The 14,392-nt window shown below is 34.7% G+C and carries 18 protein-coding genes and 1 riboswitch; of the genes, 4 read left to right on the top strand and 14 right to left on the bottom strand.

Translation table 11 applies throughout. From position 1 onward, the window contains the following. Positions 1-171 precede the first annotated feature (171 nt). From IQI_RS01655 to IQI_RS01680, 6 genes are all read right to left on the bottom strand, one after another. A complete protein-coding gene (locus IQI_RS01655; protein ID WP_064091005.1) occupies positions 172-1,449 on the bottom strand; it encodes a Glu/Leu/Phe/Val family dehydrogenase in 1,278 nt (425 codons plus the stop codon). 370 nt (positions 1,450-1,819) lie between these two features. Next, positions 1,820-2,404, bottom strand: a complete 585-nt coding sequence (locus tag IQI_RS01660; RefSeq protein ID WP_064091004.1) for an adaptor protein MecA — start codon at positions 2,402-2,404, stop codon at positions 1,820-1,822. Between the two features lie 74 nt (positions 2,405-2,478). Beyond that, positions 2,479-3,390 carry a MerR family transcriptional regulator gene (locus IQI_RS01665; protein WP_064091003.1) on the bottom strand — a complete coding sequence of 304 codons (912 nt, stop codon included), beginning with the start codon at positions 3,388-3,390 and terminating at the stop codon, positions 2,479-2,481. Positions 3,391-3,485: 95 nt separating this feature from the next. Then, complete coding sequence (locus IQI_RS01670) at positions 3,486-4,241, bottom strand: metallophosphoesterase (protein ID WP_064091002.1); 756 nt, start codon at positions 4,239-4,241, stop codon at positions 3,486-3,488. Then, positions 4,234-4,611 (bottom strand): hypothetical protein, encoded by a 378-nt coding sequence (locus IQI_RS01675; protein WP_064091001.1) that lies wholly within the window; start codon positions 4,609-4,611, stop codon positions 4,234-4,236. The genes IQI_RS01670 and IQI_RS01675 overlap by 8 nt, the downstream gene beginning before the upstream one ends. Before the next feature lie 89 nt (positions 4,612-4,700). Next, positions 4,701-5,336 (bottom strand): CBS domain-containing protein, encoded by a 636-nt coding sequence (locus tag IQI_RS01680; protein WP_064091000.1) that lies wholly within the window; start codon positions 5,334-5,336, stop codon positions 4,701-4,703. 154 nt (positions 5,337-5,490) lie between these two features. Here IQI_RS01680 and IQI_RS01685 point away from each other — a divergent pair, with 154 nt between their 5' ends. The 3 genes from IQI_RS01685 to IQI_RS01695 are packed head-to-tail and all read left to right on the top strand — an operon-like array spanning position 5,491 to position 6,578. Further along, positions 5,491-5,712 carry a spore coat associated protein CotJA gene (locus IQI_RS01685; protein WP_156509810.1) on the top strand — a complete coding sequence of 74 codons (222 nt, stop codon included), beginning with the start codon at positions 5,491-5,493 and terminating at the stop codon, positions 5,710-5,712. Positions 5,713-5,717: 5 nt separating this feature from the next. Further along, positions 5,718-5,978 carry a spore coat protein CotJB gene (locus tag IQI_RS01690; protein ID WP_064090998.1) on the top strand — a complete coding sequence of 87 codons (261 nt, stop codon included), beginning with the start codon at positions 5,718-5,720 and terminating at the stop codon, positions 5,976-5,978. A gap of 30 nt (positions 5,979-6,008) precedes the next feature. Continuing rightward, positions 6,009-6,578 carry a manganese catalase family protein gene (locus IQI_RS01695; RefSeq protein ID WP_064090997.1) on the top strand — a complete coding sequence of 190 codons (570 nt, stop codon included), beginning with the start codon at positions 6,009-6,011 and terminating at the stop codon, positions 6,576-6,578. 111 nt (positions 6,579-6,689) lie between these two features. Here the strand turns inward: IQI_RS01695 and IQI_RS01700 are convergent, their stop codons facing one another. From IQI_RS01700 to IQI_RS01730, 7 genes are all read right to left on the bottom strand, one after another. Next, entirely contained in the window at positions 6,690-7,145 is a 456-nt protein-coding gene (locus tag IQI_RS01700) for a DUF2663 family protein (protein ID WP_064090996.1), read from the bottom strand. Between the two features lie 111 nt (positions 7,146-7,256). After that, on the bottom strand, positions 7,257-8,405 hold the full coding sequence (locus IQI_RS01705) for a glycosyltransferase family 4 protein (RefSeq protein WP_064090995.1): 1,149 nt from the start codon (positions 8,403-8,405) through the stop codon (positions 7,257-7,259). A 51-nt stretch (positions 8,406-8,456) separates the two neighbouring features. Continuing rightward, a complete protein-coding gene (locus IQI_RS01710) occupies positions 8,457-8,981 on the bottom strand; it encodes a phosphatase PAP2 family protein (RefSeq protein ID WP_064090994.1) in 525 nt (174 codons plus the stop codon). A gap of 162 nt (positions 8,982-9,143) precedes the next feature. Continuing rightward, positions 9,144-9,833 carry a LysM peptidoglycan-binding domain-containing protein gene (locus IQI_RS01715; RefSeq protein WP_064090993.1) on the bottom strand — a complete coding sequence of 230 codons (690 nt, stop codon included), beginning with the start codon at positions 9,831-9,833 and terminating at the stop codon, positions 9,144-9,146. After that, positions 9,826-10,425, bottom strand: a complete 600-nt coding sequence (locus tag IQI_RS01720) for a CPBP family intramembrane glutamic endopeptidase (RefSeq protein ID WP_064091061.1) — start codon at positions 10,423-10,425, stop codon at positions 9,826-9,828. The genes IQI_RS01715 and IQI_RS01720 overlap by 8 nt, the downstream gene beginning before the upstream one ends. A gap of 11 nt (positions 10,426-10,436) precedes the next feature. Beyond that, a complete protein-coding gene (locus IQI_RS01725; RefSeq protein WP_064090992.1) occupies positions 10,437-11,921 on the bottom strand; it encodes a RecQ family ATP-dependent DNA helicase in 1,485 nt (494 codons plus the stop codon). Continuing rightward, positions 11,911-12,969 (bottom strand): helix-turn-helix domain-containing protein, encoded by a 1,059-nt coding sequence (locus IQI_RS01730; protein ID WP_064090991.1) that lies wholly within the window; start codon positions 12,967-12,969, stop codon positions 11,911-11,913. The genes IQI_RS01725 and IQI_RS01730 overlap by 11 nt, the downstream gene beginning before the upstream one ends. A gap of 227 nt (positions 12,970-13,196) precedes the next feature. On the opposite strand from IQI_RS01730, the gene IQI_RS01735 reads away from it, so the two are divergent. Further along, complete coding sequence (locus tag IQI_RS01735) at positions 13,197-13,445, top strand: ferredoxin (RefSeq protein WP_048005917.1); 249 nt, start codon at positions 13,197-13,199, stop codon at positions 13,443-13,445. Positions 13,446-13,542: 97 nt separating this feature from the next. Here IQI_RS01735 and IQI_RS01740 read toward each other — a convergent pair whose 3' ends face one another. Next, a complete protein-coding gene (locus IQI_RS01740; RefSeq protein ID WP_064090990.1) occupies positions 13,543-14,112 on the bottom strand; it encodes an ECF transporter S component in 570 nt (189 codons plus the stop codon). Positions 14,113-14,265: 153 nt separating this feature from the next. Beyond that, a riboswitch (FMN riboswitch) is annotated at positions 14,266-14,392 on the bottom strand. This riboswitch is flagged as partial in the annotation.

Below are 14,392 nucleotides of genomic sequence, written 5' to 3' on the forward strand. Positions count from 1 at the left end.
ACAAAGTTTACGAAAAGAGCCTAAAATATAAAATGAGAGAGACCGTTAGTCTCTCCCATTGCTTATTTATGAAGCTTTTTTCGTAAATTGTATTACTATTAAACACATTGACAAAATTCTCGCTTTTGTCTATGTTAATCAGTCCAAACACAGTTATTCTTAAAGGAGTTCTTAGATCCAACCTCTGAAGCGGCAAGCCTCTGCCATTTTCCTTACTCCTACCATGTAAGCAGCAAGTCTCATATCTACTCTTCTTGATTGAGCCGTATCATAAACGTTGTTAAATGAATTAATGAGTATTTTTTCAAGCTTCTCTTCCACTTCTTCTTCAGACCAATAGTATCCTTGGTTGTTTTGTACCCATTCGAAGTATGAAACGGTAACTCCTCCAGATGAAGCAAGAACATCTGGTACCAATAAAACCCCTCTTTCTGTAAGGATTTTAGTAGCATCTAATGTAGTTGGTCCATTAGCAGCTTCAACTACGATACTCGCCCTGATATTGTGTGCATTATCTTCAGTAATTTGATTCTCAATGGCTGCCGGGACTAAGATATCACAATCAAGCTCTAATAATTCTTGATTTGAAATTGTGTTATTGAATAATTTCGTTACAGTACCGAAGCTGTCTCTTCGATCAAGTAAATAATCTATGTCTAAGCCATCTACATCATGTAAACCGCCATAGGCATCCGAAATTCCAATTACTTTTGCACCAGCATCATGCATGAATTTTGCTAGGAAGCTACCTGCGTTTCCAAACCCTTGAACAACGACTCTTGCTCCTTCAAGCTTTATTCCTTTTTTCTTTGCAGCTTCTCGTATACAAATCGTCACACCTTTGGCAGTTGCCGTTTCCCTACCGTGGGACCCTCCAAGAACAAGTGGCTTACCTGTGATAAATCCTGGTGAATTATATTCATCTATTCGACTATATTCATCCATCATCCAAGCCATTATTTGAGAGTTGGTAAAAACATCTGGAGCTGGAATATCTTTAGATGGACCTACAATTTGACTAATGGCACGAACATAACCTCTACTTAATCGTTCTAATTCTCTGAAAGACATATCCCGTGGATCACAAATGATTCCACCTTTACCACCACCATACGGCAAATCAACAATTCCGCATTTTAAACTCATCCATATAGAGAGTGCTTTTACTTCCTTTTCTGTCACATTAGGATGAAAACGAATTCCACCTTTTGTGGGCCCAACTGCGTCATTATGTTGGGAACGGTAACCTGTAAATACCTTAACTTTACCGTCGTCCATTCTCACGGGTATTTTAACGGTTAACATTCTTACAGGTTCTTTCAACAATTCAAAAACTTCTTCAGGATAACCTAATTTATCAAGCGCAAGGTGAATAACCGTTTGCGTAGATTTCAACACATCATGTTTATCTGATGTTTGATGATTTTCTTTCCCCTTTTCGGCTACCATTTATGTAAACCTCCCAGTATATTTCACTGTAAATCGTAAAATCTTGTCCGCTTTCAAGACATAGTATACACGTTTGGTTTCCTCTTGCAAAGAAAGAAAATAAAAAAAACTAAACTTTTTTGAAAACGCTGTCATTTATAAAAAAACGATGTACCATGAATCTCACAGAGAGGGGTTCTAAGCGGTCCCTAAAAGGCACACCCTTCTTTTTTTGGTACCACTTAGACTATTTTGTACCTATTTTATAATAATTTCGTCTGACTATTTTTATTTCTTTATAGGGGTAAGTAGGAAACGTTTTGTTTGATCTATGCTTAATTTAAGAATATAGGCTTAAAAGTTTTGTTTGAAGGGGTTATAGAAAGGTGAATTAAAAATATAAAAGAATTTGACTTAAGGTGTTTTTTATTAGGATTGGGTGCCCGTATTCCTTTAAAACATATTTAGTATTTCTTGGTTTATCCCCATATTCAAAGGAGAACGGGTCAATGAGAAGAAAGTCCTTTTCAATCAAATCTTCAAAGAGGAGATAATAATGACCATCATACGAATAAAGTTCTATTGAGATGGAATCATCTTTAATATTAAGTGAATGGCTTAATCTTTTTAATAGTTCAACTACAGGGTCAAACTCACTAAATTGAATTAATATATCCAGTTCTTTTTGTGGTGAAATGGATTCAACATCATGCTCCCAATCAAAAAATTCTTCATCGCTCTCTAGAGTGAGAATCATGCAAATTTCTTTTTCATCAAAGGATTCAATTTCAACTGTGATTTCCATTTGAGTTTCGATTCCAAATTTCCCTTGTACTTCATCAAGCATTTCTTCAAAAAGATCATGCCAAATATATGAATCTTTCCACTGGTCCTGTTCAAAGAGTCCTTTTTGTTCCAGTTCTTCTACACCAATGGAAAACTTTATTTTATTATCTGAAATTCTTTCTAGCTTCATTATTTGTACCCCCCCATGAGAGTGACGATTTATCATCATATTATGTAGGGGGCACAAATCAGTGCATGCAGGTGCTATATTTTACTTTTTAACCATAGTTCCCACTCTGGTTTCGTTTGTCCAACAATGTGTTCAAAGTACTCCTCTTTCTTTTCTTTAGATAACTGGTCAACAGCAAAACCGCCAATCCCTATCTCTAATCCATCTCTTTCTTCTTTTAATGAAGAGACTAAAGAAAGTAAGTGTTCAATGTTTTCTCTCATTGTACAGGAGAAAAATAGAAATTTAGGGTCAATTTCATCTAAAACGATATCGATATCATTTTCTTTTATACTCGACCCTAAATAAATCACTTCGAACCCCTTTCTTCTAACATAAAGAGTAAAGATTAATAAACCAAGTTCATGCCATTCACCTGGTCCGCATACTGCCACTACTTTAGGCAGGATACCATTGTGTGGAAATGAATGCATAATAATCCCTATGCGGGATCTTAGAATCGAAGTAGCAAAATGTTCGTGGGCAGTTGAGATTTCACCATTTTCCCAAAGGTTTCCTATCTCTACAAGTAACCCACCCAAAATATCAATTACGACTTTATCAATTGTATAAATTGTAAAAGAATGATTAATAATTTCATGAGCTTTTGATTCATCAAAACTAAGTAATGCTTTCATAAGATCATCTGAAATATTTTTTGTTCGGTCTTTTTGTTCAGAAGTCGTCATTTCATTGTCTTCTATTTCTTGTTTGTCCAACAGAGCGACTGCTTGACTGATGGTAAAACCTTGATTAACCTTCTCTACTAACCACTTTAATATATTAAGATGTTTTTCTGTATAAAGGCGATGGCCAGATTCATTCCTCACCGGAGCAATAATGTTATATCTTCTTTCCCATGCCCTTAACGTTCCCGGCTGTATACCAAGAATTGTTGACACAGCCTTTATATTATATTTGCCTTCAACCTTATTATCATTGCTCATTAATAGTCCCCCAAATAACACTCTATTCTCCAAAATTATAATCGAGAAACGTATTTGTGTAAAATTTGTATAGGTAATGAATAACAGTTGTGCATTTAATCAGCATTAAGTGTGATTAAGTGTGTTTCTGCTCGTGCACCTAACCTTAATGGTAATGCAGTCGTTCCGTATCCATTGCTTACTAATAAAACCGTTTGAGGAAGTTTTTCAATACTTCCTTTCTTATACAATCCCCAACCAAATAATCGAATCTGTCCACCATGAGTATGACCACTCATCGTAATATCAATACCGTGCTCTATTCTGACTTGATTTACCAGTCTTGGATCGTGACTAATTAATATGTTAAAGTCTTTAGGGTTTACCTCTTTTATTGCTCTAGCAAAATCAGCCCTTTTTAGACTTGCATCGTCTACTCCAATTAAATTAATGCTGTTTGGGAGCTGAATAGAGTCATTGATGATTTCTATGACTCCCTTCTTTGTAAACATTTCTTTAAGCTTCGCTCCGTTCACTTCATAATCATTGTTCCCCCAAATAAAGTAAACCGTACCAATTGATAAAAGCTTATCCAAATTCTCTTCTATTTTTGACCATGAAACTCCCTTCTCGAGAAGGTCGCCCCCTATAATAACCATATTTGCTTTTACCTTTACTTTATCAATGATTTTGTCTGAGACTTTTCTCTTATGTATATCAGAAATAAAAAATATTGATAATGGTGGTGATTTTTTTGGAAATGCAGGAAGCTTTACATTCTCTATTTTCACCACATTCCTATGAGCTTCATAAAACATAAAAAGGAGGAGAATCCCTCCCCCTAGAAACATTACACTGATAAATTCAAGCATGACGGCCTCCTTGACGGTGAAAATCTATAGAAATGATACCATAAATAACAGCTGAAATGGAAAAAATCATCGCTTGCCATATTCCAAAAAACGTTAACAAATAAATCATCGCCACGTGAATAGGTATAATATACAACCCTTTATGTATTTTCCCGCTCATCAATAGAAAGATGGAATACACTTCTATCTTTAGTAAGCTGCCTTGTATCATAAGCCCAATCATAAAGGCTGTTGAAGCAGCAAAAAATTGAACAGGGTTTAAAACTAATTGTATAATTATTTCTGAATTCTCTTCTACATTAGGAAACCATTTAATAAATAAGTACCCCATTAGAAATGAAACTATCAGTTTAATGAAATAATTAATCAAAAAAATCCCTCCCATAAATCTTATGAGAGGGATTTCGTTTCATACAGGAAATTTATCTTACCGTGTTGATTCATTGTGATGGAATTTACTTATTCATCTTCTTGGATGTGAAGAATTCTAAATCCTGATTTTTCTAATTTGTTAATAAATTTATCCATATTGTCTTTCTTTTCCACCTTCAAGACAATTCTTCTTAATAACTTATCAGATTCATCAAAGGTTACCATTGAAATGACTGATTCGGAGTATTGTTGAATAATATCTCCAAGTCGAGCAATTCTTCCCTCTGTTTCAACAGAGGTAAAGGCGATTCGAATTCCTTTTTGATCCATACCAAAAGCACTTCTGAATTGATCTAAAACATCATATCGAGTAATTAATCCCAGAAATTTTTTATTATCATCGACTACTGATAGAATAGGGAAATCTTTCAACTCTACCAGTGTATTTTCAAATACATCACTATCCGTCAAATATTTTTCTTGATAGGTTGCAATATCCTTCGCCTTCTTCTCTTTTAGAAAAGTATCTTTTTCCATTCCAGAAAGGAAGAAGCTTTGATAGATGTTGTAACGAGTTAAAACTCCTACATACTCTTCATTTGAAAGAACTGGAACTCCATCGATTTTATGATGCTCTAATACTTCTAATGTTTTTTCAATCGAATCGTTTTCATTCACCACATAACATTTGTGCTTCGGAATCATGGCACTTTTTACAAACATTTGAACCACCTCTTTATTAATATCCTACACTTTATAACATTCAACACTTTCATTCCGTATCCCTTTTTATTTTAGGGAAATAAATTTATTAACATTTTCCTCTATTCATTCTCATATGTTGTTACGAAGGTTTTTCTATTCAGGAGGGATTTGTGTGCACGATTTTTATAAAGCTTATTATCCTTATGTAAGTCCATTTGACCCTTGTAAGCCCATTACACGAAAAGTATATTCTACACCTCCTAATCTATATCTGGGATTTCAGCCACCTAATTTAGAACAATACTCACCAAGTGAAGCTTTACGGAAGGGGACACTATGGAAAGTGTTTTATGACCCCTACTACAGCCCTTATGAAAAAATGAAGGGAGAATAATGACCATGAATCAACTTCCAGCTCATTATTATGAAATCATGGAGGAGTTACAAGCCGTTGATTTTGTCATAGTAGACCTTACCCTTTACCTCGATACGCACCCAGACGACTATGACGCTATCTCTCAATACAATATGTATATCAAAACCAGAAAACAAATTAAAAAGAAATTCGAAAAAGAATTTGGACCTTTAACACATTATGGATACAGTTATTCAAATTACCCTTGGGATTGGAAAGACGCTCCATGGCCCTGGCAGGTATAATTCATTCATAAAAAGGTGGGGAGAAACGTTATGTGGGTTTACGAAAAGAAGCTACAGTACCCCGTAAGAGTTAGTACTTGTAATCCAAAACTAGCAAAATTCTTAATTGAACAATATGGTGGGGCGGATGGGGAATTAGCAGCTGCACTCCGCTATCTTAATCAACGATACAGTATTCCTGATAAAGTAATAGGTCTATTAACCGATATTGGTACAGAGGAGTTTGCCCATTTAGAAATGATTGCGACAATGGTTTATAAATTAATAAAAGATGCTACCCCCCAACAGATGAAGGAGGCAGGATTAGATCCTCATTATGTAAACCATGATAATGCCATTTTCTATCAAAACGCAGCCGGAGTTCCTTTTACGACTTCTTATATTGCGGCAAAAGGGGATCCAATAGCTGATTTATACGAAGATATCGCAGCAGAGGAAAAAGCAAGGGCAACGTATCAATGGATTATAAACATGAGTGATGACCCTGATTTAAATGACGGTCTCCGCTTTCTTAGAGAACGGGAAATTATTCACTCTCAACGCTTTAGAGAAGCTGTTGAAATATTAAAGGACGAAAGGGATAAAAAGCAATTTTACTAAAAAATAGCTTACTTTGAATAGTTGGGACCATCGAAACATTTATGAGTATGAATACTCCATTGTTTCGATGGTCTTATTCTATGTTTAAGATCGGCAAACTGATTTGCACTATTATTTACTTCCATGAAATAGATTAATATCATGCTCAGTTTTCATTTTCTCAAAAACCTTATGTCTCATCCTCCAGGCATCCTCTTTCCATAAATCTTTACTTCGATCAATAACCTCACACCGTAATGCGTGGTATTCACTTTCTTTTTTCTCTTTTTTTTCATACAGTACTTTCGTAGCACCGAAAAGAGCTACTACTATTAATAATATATATAAATGAAGAGAATTCGAAACAAAGACAGAAAGCATAGCAGAGAAAGAATAGGAATATGGTGCAAGTACATATTTCGATAAATAATATAGAAAGAAAAATGATAGAAATATAGTTAGATAAAGAGTATACATATGCATTGTTTTAGCTTTATCAAATTTTTGTTTTCGATCTATTAAATTGTGTAACATTTGTTTCGTAGCAAGGTCTGTCCAGTCCCCAATCTCATTTATTACTTTGTGCATCTTACTCCTCCTCCCTTCCCAAATATTTTATGAACTTGTCCATTTAAATAGACTAGGAAACAAAAAAAGGACCTGAAAAGATCCTTATCCATTGATTCTTATCAAATGAGCTCACCCCCACATTTGCTGTTCTAACCCTGTGGAACAAACATCTTCATAGTCAAAAATTAATTCATCAAAAATCTTATCCCAGGATTGTTTTTCAGCCAAATGAAGAGCGTTCATACTCATTTGTTTAAATACACTTTCATTTTTGAGAAGTTCTTCGATATTTTCAATAAAAGATTCATACTGATGAGCTTTAGAAATCATTCCTGTTTTTCCATGCTCTACAAGGTTGGTTACCCCGCCTTGATCTGCCACCACTGCTGGTAAACCTGAAGCATAAGCTTCCAAAATAACATTACCAAACGTTTCTGAAGCAGATGGAAATACAAACAAATCAGACGAAGCATATATTTCTGCCAGGTCATCCCCTGTTACATAACCGGTAAAAATGACTTTGTCTTCTTTTGTTTTGTCCATTAAGTCATTCTTCATAGGTCCGTCCCCCACTATGACCCATTGAACCTTGTTTTTAATGGAGGGTGAAAGATTTTTTATTATTTTTCCGAGGGTTTCTAAGTCTTTTTCGGGTGCTAATCGACCAACATATAGAAAAATATACTTTTTAGATATGTTATACATTTTTCTAAGCCGATTGCTTTGTTTTGTAGGAGAATATCCTTGGCAATCAACCCCTCTACCCCAAATGGATAGATCAGAAAATCCTTGGTTAAGGAGATGATCTCGCGTTTCAGGTGAAGGGACAAAGATTCTATCGGACTGAGAGTAGAACCATTTCATGTATTTCCACAGAAGAGATGAAATCCACGTCATTTTATAATAGTCAAGGTATAAGTCAAAATGAGTATGATAAGAAGAAACTAAGGGGATATTCATTTTTTTTGCTCCTCTAATTCCATACAAACCCATGGTAAGAGGTGTAGTCACATGAATAATAGTGGGTGAAAAATCTTTTAATTGTTTTTGAATGGTTTTTGGATTTGCAATGGCTGTTCTGCATTCTGGATAAAAAAGAAAAGGAAAACTGGTGAAAGAATATACATTAGGGTATGATTCCCTATTCTCTTGTATATCGGGTGTAAACACTTTATATTCAATGTTTCTTTTTTCAAAGTGATTTGTTAATCGCTTTAACGTTCTTGCAACTCCATTGACTTGTGGATAATACGTATCTGAAAATAAGGCAACTCGCATTTCTCATTTCCCCCTTATACAGTATTAGATCACTCTAAACCAAAGCTACATCTAAATCATAAAGGTGACACCAATTGTAGTGATAATCGCAAGCAGTGCACCCGCAACAACATCTGAGGGATAATGAACACCTAATACCACACGTGAATATGCCACTACCCAACTTATTGGTAAAAGAATCAAGATAGACGATGGATACTGAATCATAAATGGAGTTGTGATTGAAAAAATCGCCGTTGAATGTCCAGAGGGGAACGAATGATCCTTAAAGGCATATCCGTGAACCATGGCATTTGGCAAAGTAAGATATGGACGAATTCGTTTCACCATCTTCTTTATTATTGACATGACGACATGACTAAAGATTAAGGAAAAACCAGCCACTAAGGACGTTTGATTCAATAAAGGTTGCTGAATACTTAGTAATAACAATAGAAGCATTATTCCTATTGTAAATCTAGCTCCACCCAAGTGTGTAACGAATCCAAAGAATGATCGATAAAGTTGTTTACTCCCATTGATTTTATAAAACAACAGATGGTCTACTTTTTGAAAGCGAGTAATCATTCTTTCCATTCATTCAACCCCATTTCACTTTATATTTACTTTTATTATATTTTACTTTTGTAATTACACTAATAAAGTAGTGTAAAGATTTATATTCAATATTGTTAAGGGGTGTCAATAAAGATTGCACAAAAAACTCACCTCCGAATGTGTCTAAGAGGTGAGTTTTTATTAATCTAATGGAATTTCTAATACTTGACCTGTTTGAATCTCATTGTCTTGTATATTATTCCTTTGTCTAATCTTCTCAATTCCAGCCTGAGAATGATAATATTTCATAGCAATGCGAAAAAGTGTTTCCTGTGGTTGAACTTTATGATATACAATGTTTTGTGTTTGTTTCTCTTCGGGTTCAGGTTGCGCATCATCTTTCGGTTGTTCGCCACCATCTTTACCTTGATTCGTACTGGATGAACCTTTATCTGGTTGTTTTAAATCTTCCTGCTTCTTCTCTGTACCATTTGAAGGAGTCGTCACATCTTCTTCCTTTTCTACAGTCGTTGTAGGGGAAGAGTCACTCTCCTCAGAACTTGAAAGCTCATTCTCTTCTTGATCATTACTCTCGTCATATTGAACTTCTTCAAGTCCTTTGTTTTCTCCAGTCAACGCAAGTAAAGGGCCAGTTCTGCTATCGAAGTAAGAATAAATGCTAAAAACGGTTAATGGCAGCAGAATAAAAAATAAGAGCAACATGCTAATCATTGGGTATTTTATTTTCCATTTATTTTTTTTCTTCTTTTCTCTATGCAGCTCACCCCTAGGAGGTAATGGTTCTCTCTTCTTAGGTGTTACGTCATCTTGAACTCTTTCAATCTTCTGCTTAAGTTTCGCTGCTTGATCTCTATATGGGTCTTTACTCATGAGACATCCCTTCTTTACTTACTTGTCCAGCCTTTGAACGCATATATAATCCTAATAAAAAATCAATAACAAAGTGCATGACAATCGTTACAACGATATTATTAGTATATTCATAGACACAACCGATCCAAAAACTAAGTATGATGACATTTATCATTAAGAACCAATGAGCCCAATACCTAATGTGGATAATTGCAAAGATAAGACTGGACAAAATAATCCCAAAATGAAATTGGATTACTCCTCTAAATAAAATTTCTTCACTAACGCTAATGATAAGTGCTAACAGAGCAATTTCGAGAGTGTTTCTATTTGTAAATATTTGCTCATTAACCCCACCATCGTCATAATATTTTACAGGTAAAATCCTCATTAAGAATATGTCTAACAACACTACAAGCAAACCACTTGTCATTCCGATAGTCAATATTTCCTGCGAAAAATAAAACTGTCCCCAAAACTCAGTCCATTCATCATATAAAAATATACCTAAAACAAAGGAAATCGTTAATAGTAAAATTTGCGTAAAATACAAATGAAATGTTAATTCTTTTTTAGTAAGTTGTTTAATTATGTCGCCTTGTTTCTTCATATCATTACCACTTATCCCAATAATAGTTTTTCTAATCTTTTTTCCCAAGTTGACCATTGAATGTAATCATGATTTAGTTCTTTTTGTGACATCAAATCATTGAACCCTGATAAAGTATATCCACAGTTATCACAACAGAATGCTGGTTTCTTTAATATTGGCTCTTTAAAATAATGAAGTAACCATTGTCTTCTGCATGAATGGGAAAGTAACCATTCAATCATGGATCGAAGTTTTTCCTTCTTGTATTGTAAACGATCGTCTCTTACTTGTTTGATTTTTTCTATTAATCTATTTTGTTCTACCTTATTTTTATCATTTAAAGCAAGTCGATTACAATAAAAATCCATGAAGCGAAATTGAATTTCTGTAAGTTGTAACGATTCGATAAGTTCTTTCGGTGATAATGTTTTCAGTTTTTCAACATAATTCTCTACTTGAAAATCGTCTGGTAGTTCACCTTCAATAAGTTGTGTTGGCAAAGAAAAATCCTGTTCTGTATAGAGTACTAAAGATATACTTTTTTCACCATCTCTTCCTCCTCTACCCATCTCCTGAAGAAAGGCTTCTATACTAGACGGAAAGTGGAAGTGAATAACAAATCGGACATTTTCTTTGTTGACACCCATTCCAAAGGCCGAGGTAGCACAAATAACCCGAAGTTTACCTGATAAGAATTGTTGCTGTATCAATATCCGATCTTCTTGCTCCATACCACCGTGATAATGAGCAACACCCGACACACCATTATTACCTAACCAATAAGAAACTTCCTCCGCCATTCTTTTACTGGTGAAATAGATAATTCCCGCACCCTGCCATTCTTTTGCAAACTTTAGAAGGGTTTCTAATTTTCCTTGATGATTTTTTTCTTGTGCCACAAATAATGAAATATTCCCTCTATCAACTGAGTATACCTTTTCATAAGCATCTTCTATTTTTAAGACCCGTTTTATATCCTCCCTTACTTCTTGCGTTGCAGTGGCAGTTAAAGCCAAGGTTGTAGGATTATTTAAAATGCCTTTAATTTCACCTAGTTTCAAATAATCAGGTCTGAAGTCTGGACCCCATTGGGAAATACAATGAGCTTCATCGATTACTAATAATGAAATATCTAACATTCGAATAGTCTGCAAAGTGTGTTCCCTTACTAACATTTCAGGTGAAATAAAAATGAACTTATACAAGTGAATTTGCTCCATTGCTCTCAATTTCTCTTGAAATGGCAGGAATGAGTTTAGGGCAATTACCCGTTTTTCACCATTCACCTTCATTTGTTCCACTTGATCCTGCATTAAGGAAAGCAAAGGAGAAACAATAAGGATCGTCCCTTCCATCAAGTATCCAGGTAGTTGATAACATAATGACTTTCCCGTACCTGTTGGGAGCATGGCTAATGTGTTCTTTCTGTTTAAGACAGATGTGATAACCTCTTCTTGTCCCGCTCTAAATGAGGTGTAGCCAAAATGAGATTTAAGTGTTTCTTTAAGATTCATTCCTATCACCTGCCTTTGTTATAGCAACTCTTATTTGAAAATAGGATAGCTCCGGTATCTTTTCTTTAATGGCTTTTAATCGTTTTGTTTCTAAAGAATCCATTACTTTATTTACTTCATGAATATCTTCTTTTTTAATAAATTTCTCAGTATTAATTTTTTCCTTCGTTAATAGTATTTCAATTACATGGTCTTCTATCGTGTTTTGCTTCAGGTTACGAATCCTTGCAATTTCCTCTAAGCTAAAACCACGATTGAGAAGATCAAATGTTTTAGCTGTAGAAATCGTCAGGCTTTCTGTTTGATCACTTTTTATACTCATGGAATACAATATTGGATACGTCTCCGGGTGCTTTGTCAGTTCAACAAGTATTCCGTGTATAAAGTTGAGAAATCGAAAACGATATTCTTCTTCATGCATCTTCAATTTTTCTGCAACTTGTGATTCCGTCCATCCATAGTCTTCAAATCCAGTTAAACGATGAACAAAGATTGAGGGATCATCCTTTCCTAATTGTAAATTCAGGACTTGTTTCAATTCCTTATATATCGTAAGAGAAATATTTTCTTCACTGCTATGAGCTCTTAAAAATCTTTTCACCCAGTCTTGCACCCCTCTAGAGCGTTGTACTGGATAATAAATGGATTCCTTGTTTTTTACATTTGAAAGAACTTGAACGAGTAAACTTAACCTTTTCCAAAACAATTGACATTGATCACCAAATAGAAGCCCATTCATATCTTTAGGAAAAAAGGCCGTCTGTAGTTCACTTTTCAATATTTTTTCACCTTTTAAAGTTAGAGTTCCTATTTCATTTTCTGATATGTGCAAATAACCTTCTGATACAAGTTCTTTTACTTTCTCGTTAAAAAATTCCCGTTTTAGCTTTGGTAATGACAGAAAAAAAGGCTGCAATTCGAATAGATGAGTATCCTGGATCGATTGAGAAGATTTTTTCCCTTTTAAGATATGAAAGACCGAATATATTGACCGTTCTTCATGTACCTTCTCTAAGCAGTACAAAATAACATAATTAAGATATTTCACTTATCTTACTCCTTAGTTTGTAGGTTATTGTCAAATATTGTACCATGAATTTGTCCGGAATCGATGTTTTGATTTACACAGATAGGATAAAAATAAAGAAAAGAAAGTACCTAACTATTGAAATGTTATACAATCCTATATAAAATATAAGTTGAGTGATTTTTTCACTAATTATCGCTATGTATAATGATTAATTATATAGAATATTGATTCGGGAGGTTTTTTCTTTGCCAAAGTATACAATCGTTGATAAAGATACTTGCATTGCCTGTGGTGCATGTGGAGCGGCTGCTCCAGATATCTATGACTATGATGATGAAGGTATTGCATTTGTGACGTTAGATGATAATCAAGGAACAGTAGAGGTTCCTGATGTTTTAGAAGATGACATGGTAGATGCATTTGAAGGGTGCCCTACTGATTCCATTAAAGTAGCTGACGAACCATTTGATGGAGATGCGCTTAAATTTGAATAGTAAGTATCGAGCGATTGGCTAATGTCCAATCGCTTTTTCTTATTCACCATAAAAAAATCCAATTGGTATTTGTACCAATTGGATTTCATTATATATATTATGCAGCTTTATTTATTGATGTTTGTCTAGCTAACCATCCTTGCAAACGAACAAACAATAAGATGAAAACAACGGATACGAGAATTCCTTTTAATATGTTAAATGGTATAATTCCCGTAACAATAATTTCTGCAGGAAGCTCAAAATTCATAAAATATTTATAAGCAGGTAAGAAAATAAAGTAATTGAGTATCCCCATACTAACACTCATTACAACTGTACCTGTAATAAGGCCAATCAATAAGCCTTTCTTTGATTGAAAACGTGAATAAATATAATAGGTAGGAAGGATGAGTAGAACGCCGGCAGCAAAGTTAGCTGCATGCCCTATCGGTATCCCTGTATCGCTCCCTGTTAAAACATAATCAATTACATTTTTAAATAATTCAACTAATATTCCTGCAACTGGGCCTAATGTTATGGTGGCAATCAAAGCAGGAACATCACTAAAATCAACCATTAAAAATTGTGGAAATGGCGGAATTGGGAAGTTAAAAAGCATTAATACATAAGAAATAGCACTTAACATGCCGACTGTTACAAACATACGTGTATTCATTTTCTTCATAAACCTCTCTCCTTTTAGGAGATTCATCTCTTTAGAAGATAGTCTAGCCTTGCGTAGCATTAAAAAACTCCTAGATAAATACGATCTAGGAGAGTGTAAGGCATACCCAAATAAACGTCTAACTTCCCAAAATTAAAACGTCTTGGCTAAAACCTTCATCTTCTCCCATCCAGACTATACTGTCGGCTTTGGAATCACACCAAATCCTGCCAAAAAGGCTCGCGGGCTTAGAAAAACTCGTTTCATTACCGCCGGTAGGGAATTTCACCCTGCCCCGAAG

This window comes from Rossellomorea aquimaris TF-12 (assembly GCF_001648555.1).
Taxonomy (GTDB): Bacteria; Bacillota; Bacilli; order Bacillales; family Bacillaceae_B; genus Rossellomorea; species Rossellomorea aquimaris.

What these genes read in the sequence shown, in the direction of transcription:
- IQI_RS01655 (WP_064091005.1), bottom strand. Translation starts at nt 1,449, where the DNA reads ATGGTAGCCGAAAAGGGGAAAGAAAATCATCAAACATCAGATAAACAT.
- IQI_RS01660 (WP_064091004.1), bottom strand. Translation starts at nt 2,404, where the DNA reads ATGAAGCTAGAAAGAATTTCAGATAATAAAATAAAGTTTTCCATTGGT.
- IQI_RS01665 (WP_064091003.1), bottom strand. Translation starts at nt 3,390, where the DNA reads ATGAGCAATGATAATAAGGTTGAAGGCAAATATAATATAAAGGCTGTG.
- IQI_RS01670 (WP_064091002.1), bottom strand. Translation starts at nt 4,241, where the DNA reads ATGCTTGAATTTATCAGTGTAATGTTTCTAGGGGGAGGGATTCTCCTC.
- IQI_RS01680 (WP_064091000.1), bottom strand. Translation starts at nt 5,336, where the DNA reads ATGTTTGTAAAAAGTGCCATGATTCCGAAGCACAAATGTTATGTGGTG.
- IQI_RS01690 (WP_064090998.1), top strand. Translation starts at nt 5,718, where the DNA reads ATGAATCAACTTCCAGCTCATTATTATGAAATCATGGAGGAGTTACAA.
- IQI_RS01695 (WP_064090997.1), top strand. Translation starts at nt 6,009, where the DNA reads ATGTGGGTTTACGAAAAGAAGCTACAGTACCCCGTAAGAGTTAGTACT.
- IQI_RS01700 (WP_064090996.1), bottom strand. Translation starts at nt 7,145, where the DNA reads ATGCACAAAGTAATAAATGAGATTGGGGACTGGACAGACCTTGCTACG.
- IQI_RS01705 (WP_064090995.1), bottom strand. Translation starts at nt 8,405, where the DNA reads ATGCGAGTTGCCTTATTTTCAGATACGTATTATCCACAAGTCAATGGA.
- IQI_RS01710 (WP_064090994.1), bottom strand. Translation starts at nt 8,981, where the DNA reads ATGGAAAGAATGATTACTCGCTTTCAAAAAGTAGACCATCTGTTGTTT.
- IQI_RS01715 (WP_064090993.1), bottom strand. Translation starts at nt 9,833, where the DNA reads ATGAGTAAAGACCCATATAGAGATCAAGCAGCGAAACTTAAGCAGAAG.
- IQI_RS01720 (WP_064091061.1), bottom strand. Translation starts at nt 10,425, where the DNA reads ATGAAGAAACAAGGCGACATAATTAAACAACTTACTAAAAAAGAATTA.
- IQI_RS01725 (WP_064090992.1), bottom strand. Translation starts at nt 11,921, where the DNA reads ATGAATCTTAAAGAAACACTTAAATCTCATTTTGGCTACACCTCATTT.
- IQI_RS01740 (WP_064090990.1), bottom strand. Translation starts at nt 14,112, where the DNA reads ATGAAGAAAATGAATACACGTATGTTTGTAACAGTCGGCATGTTAAGT.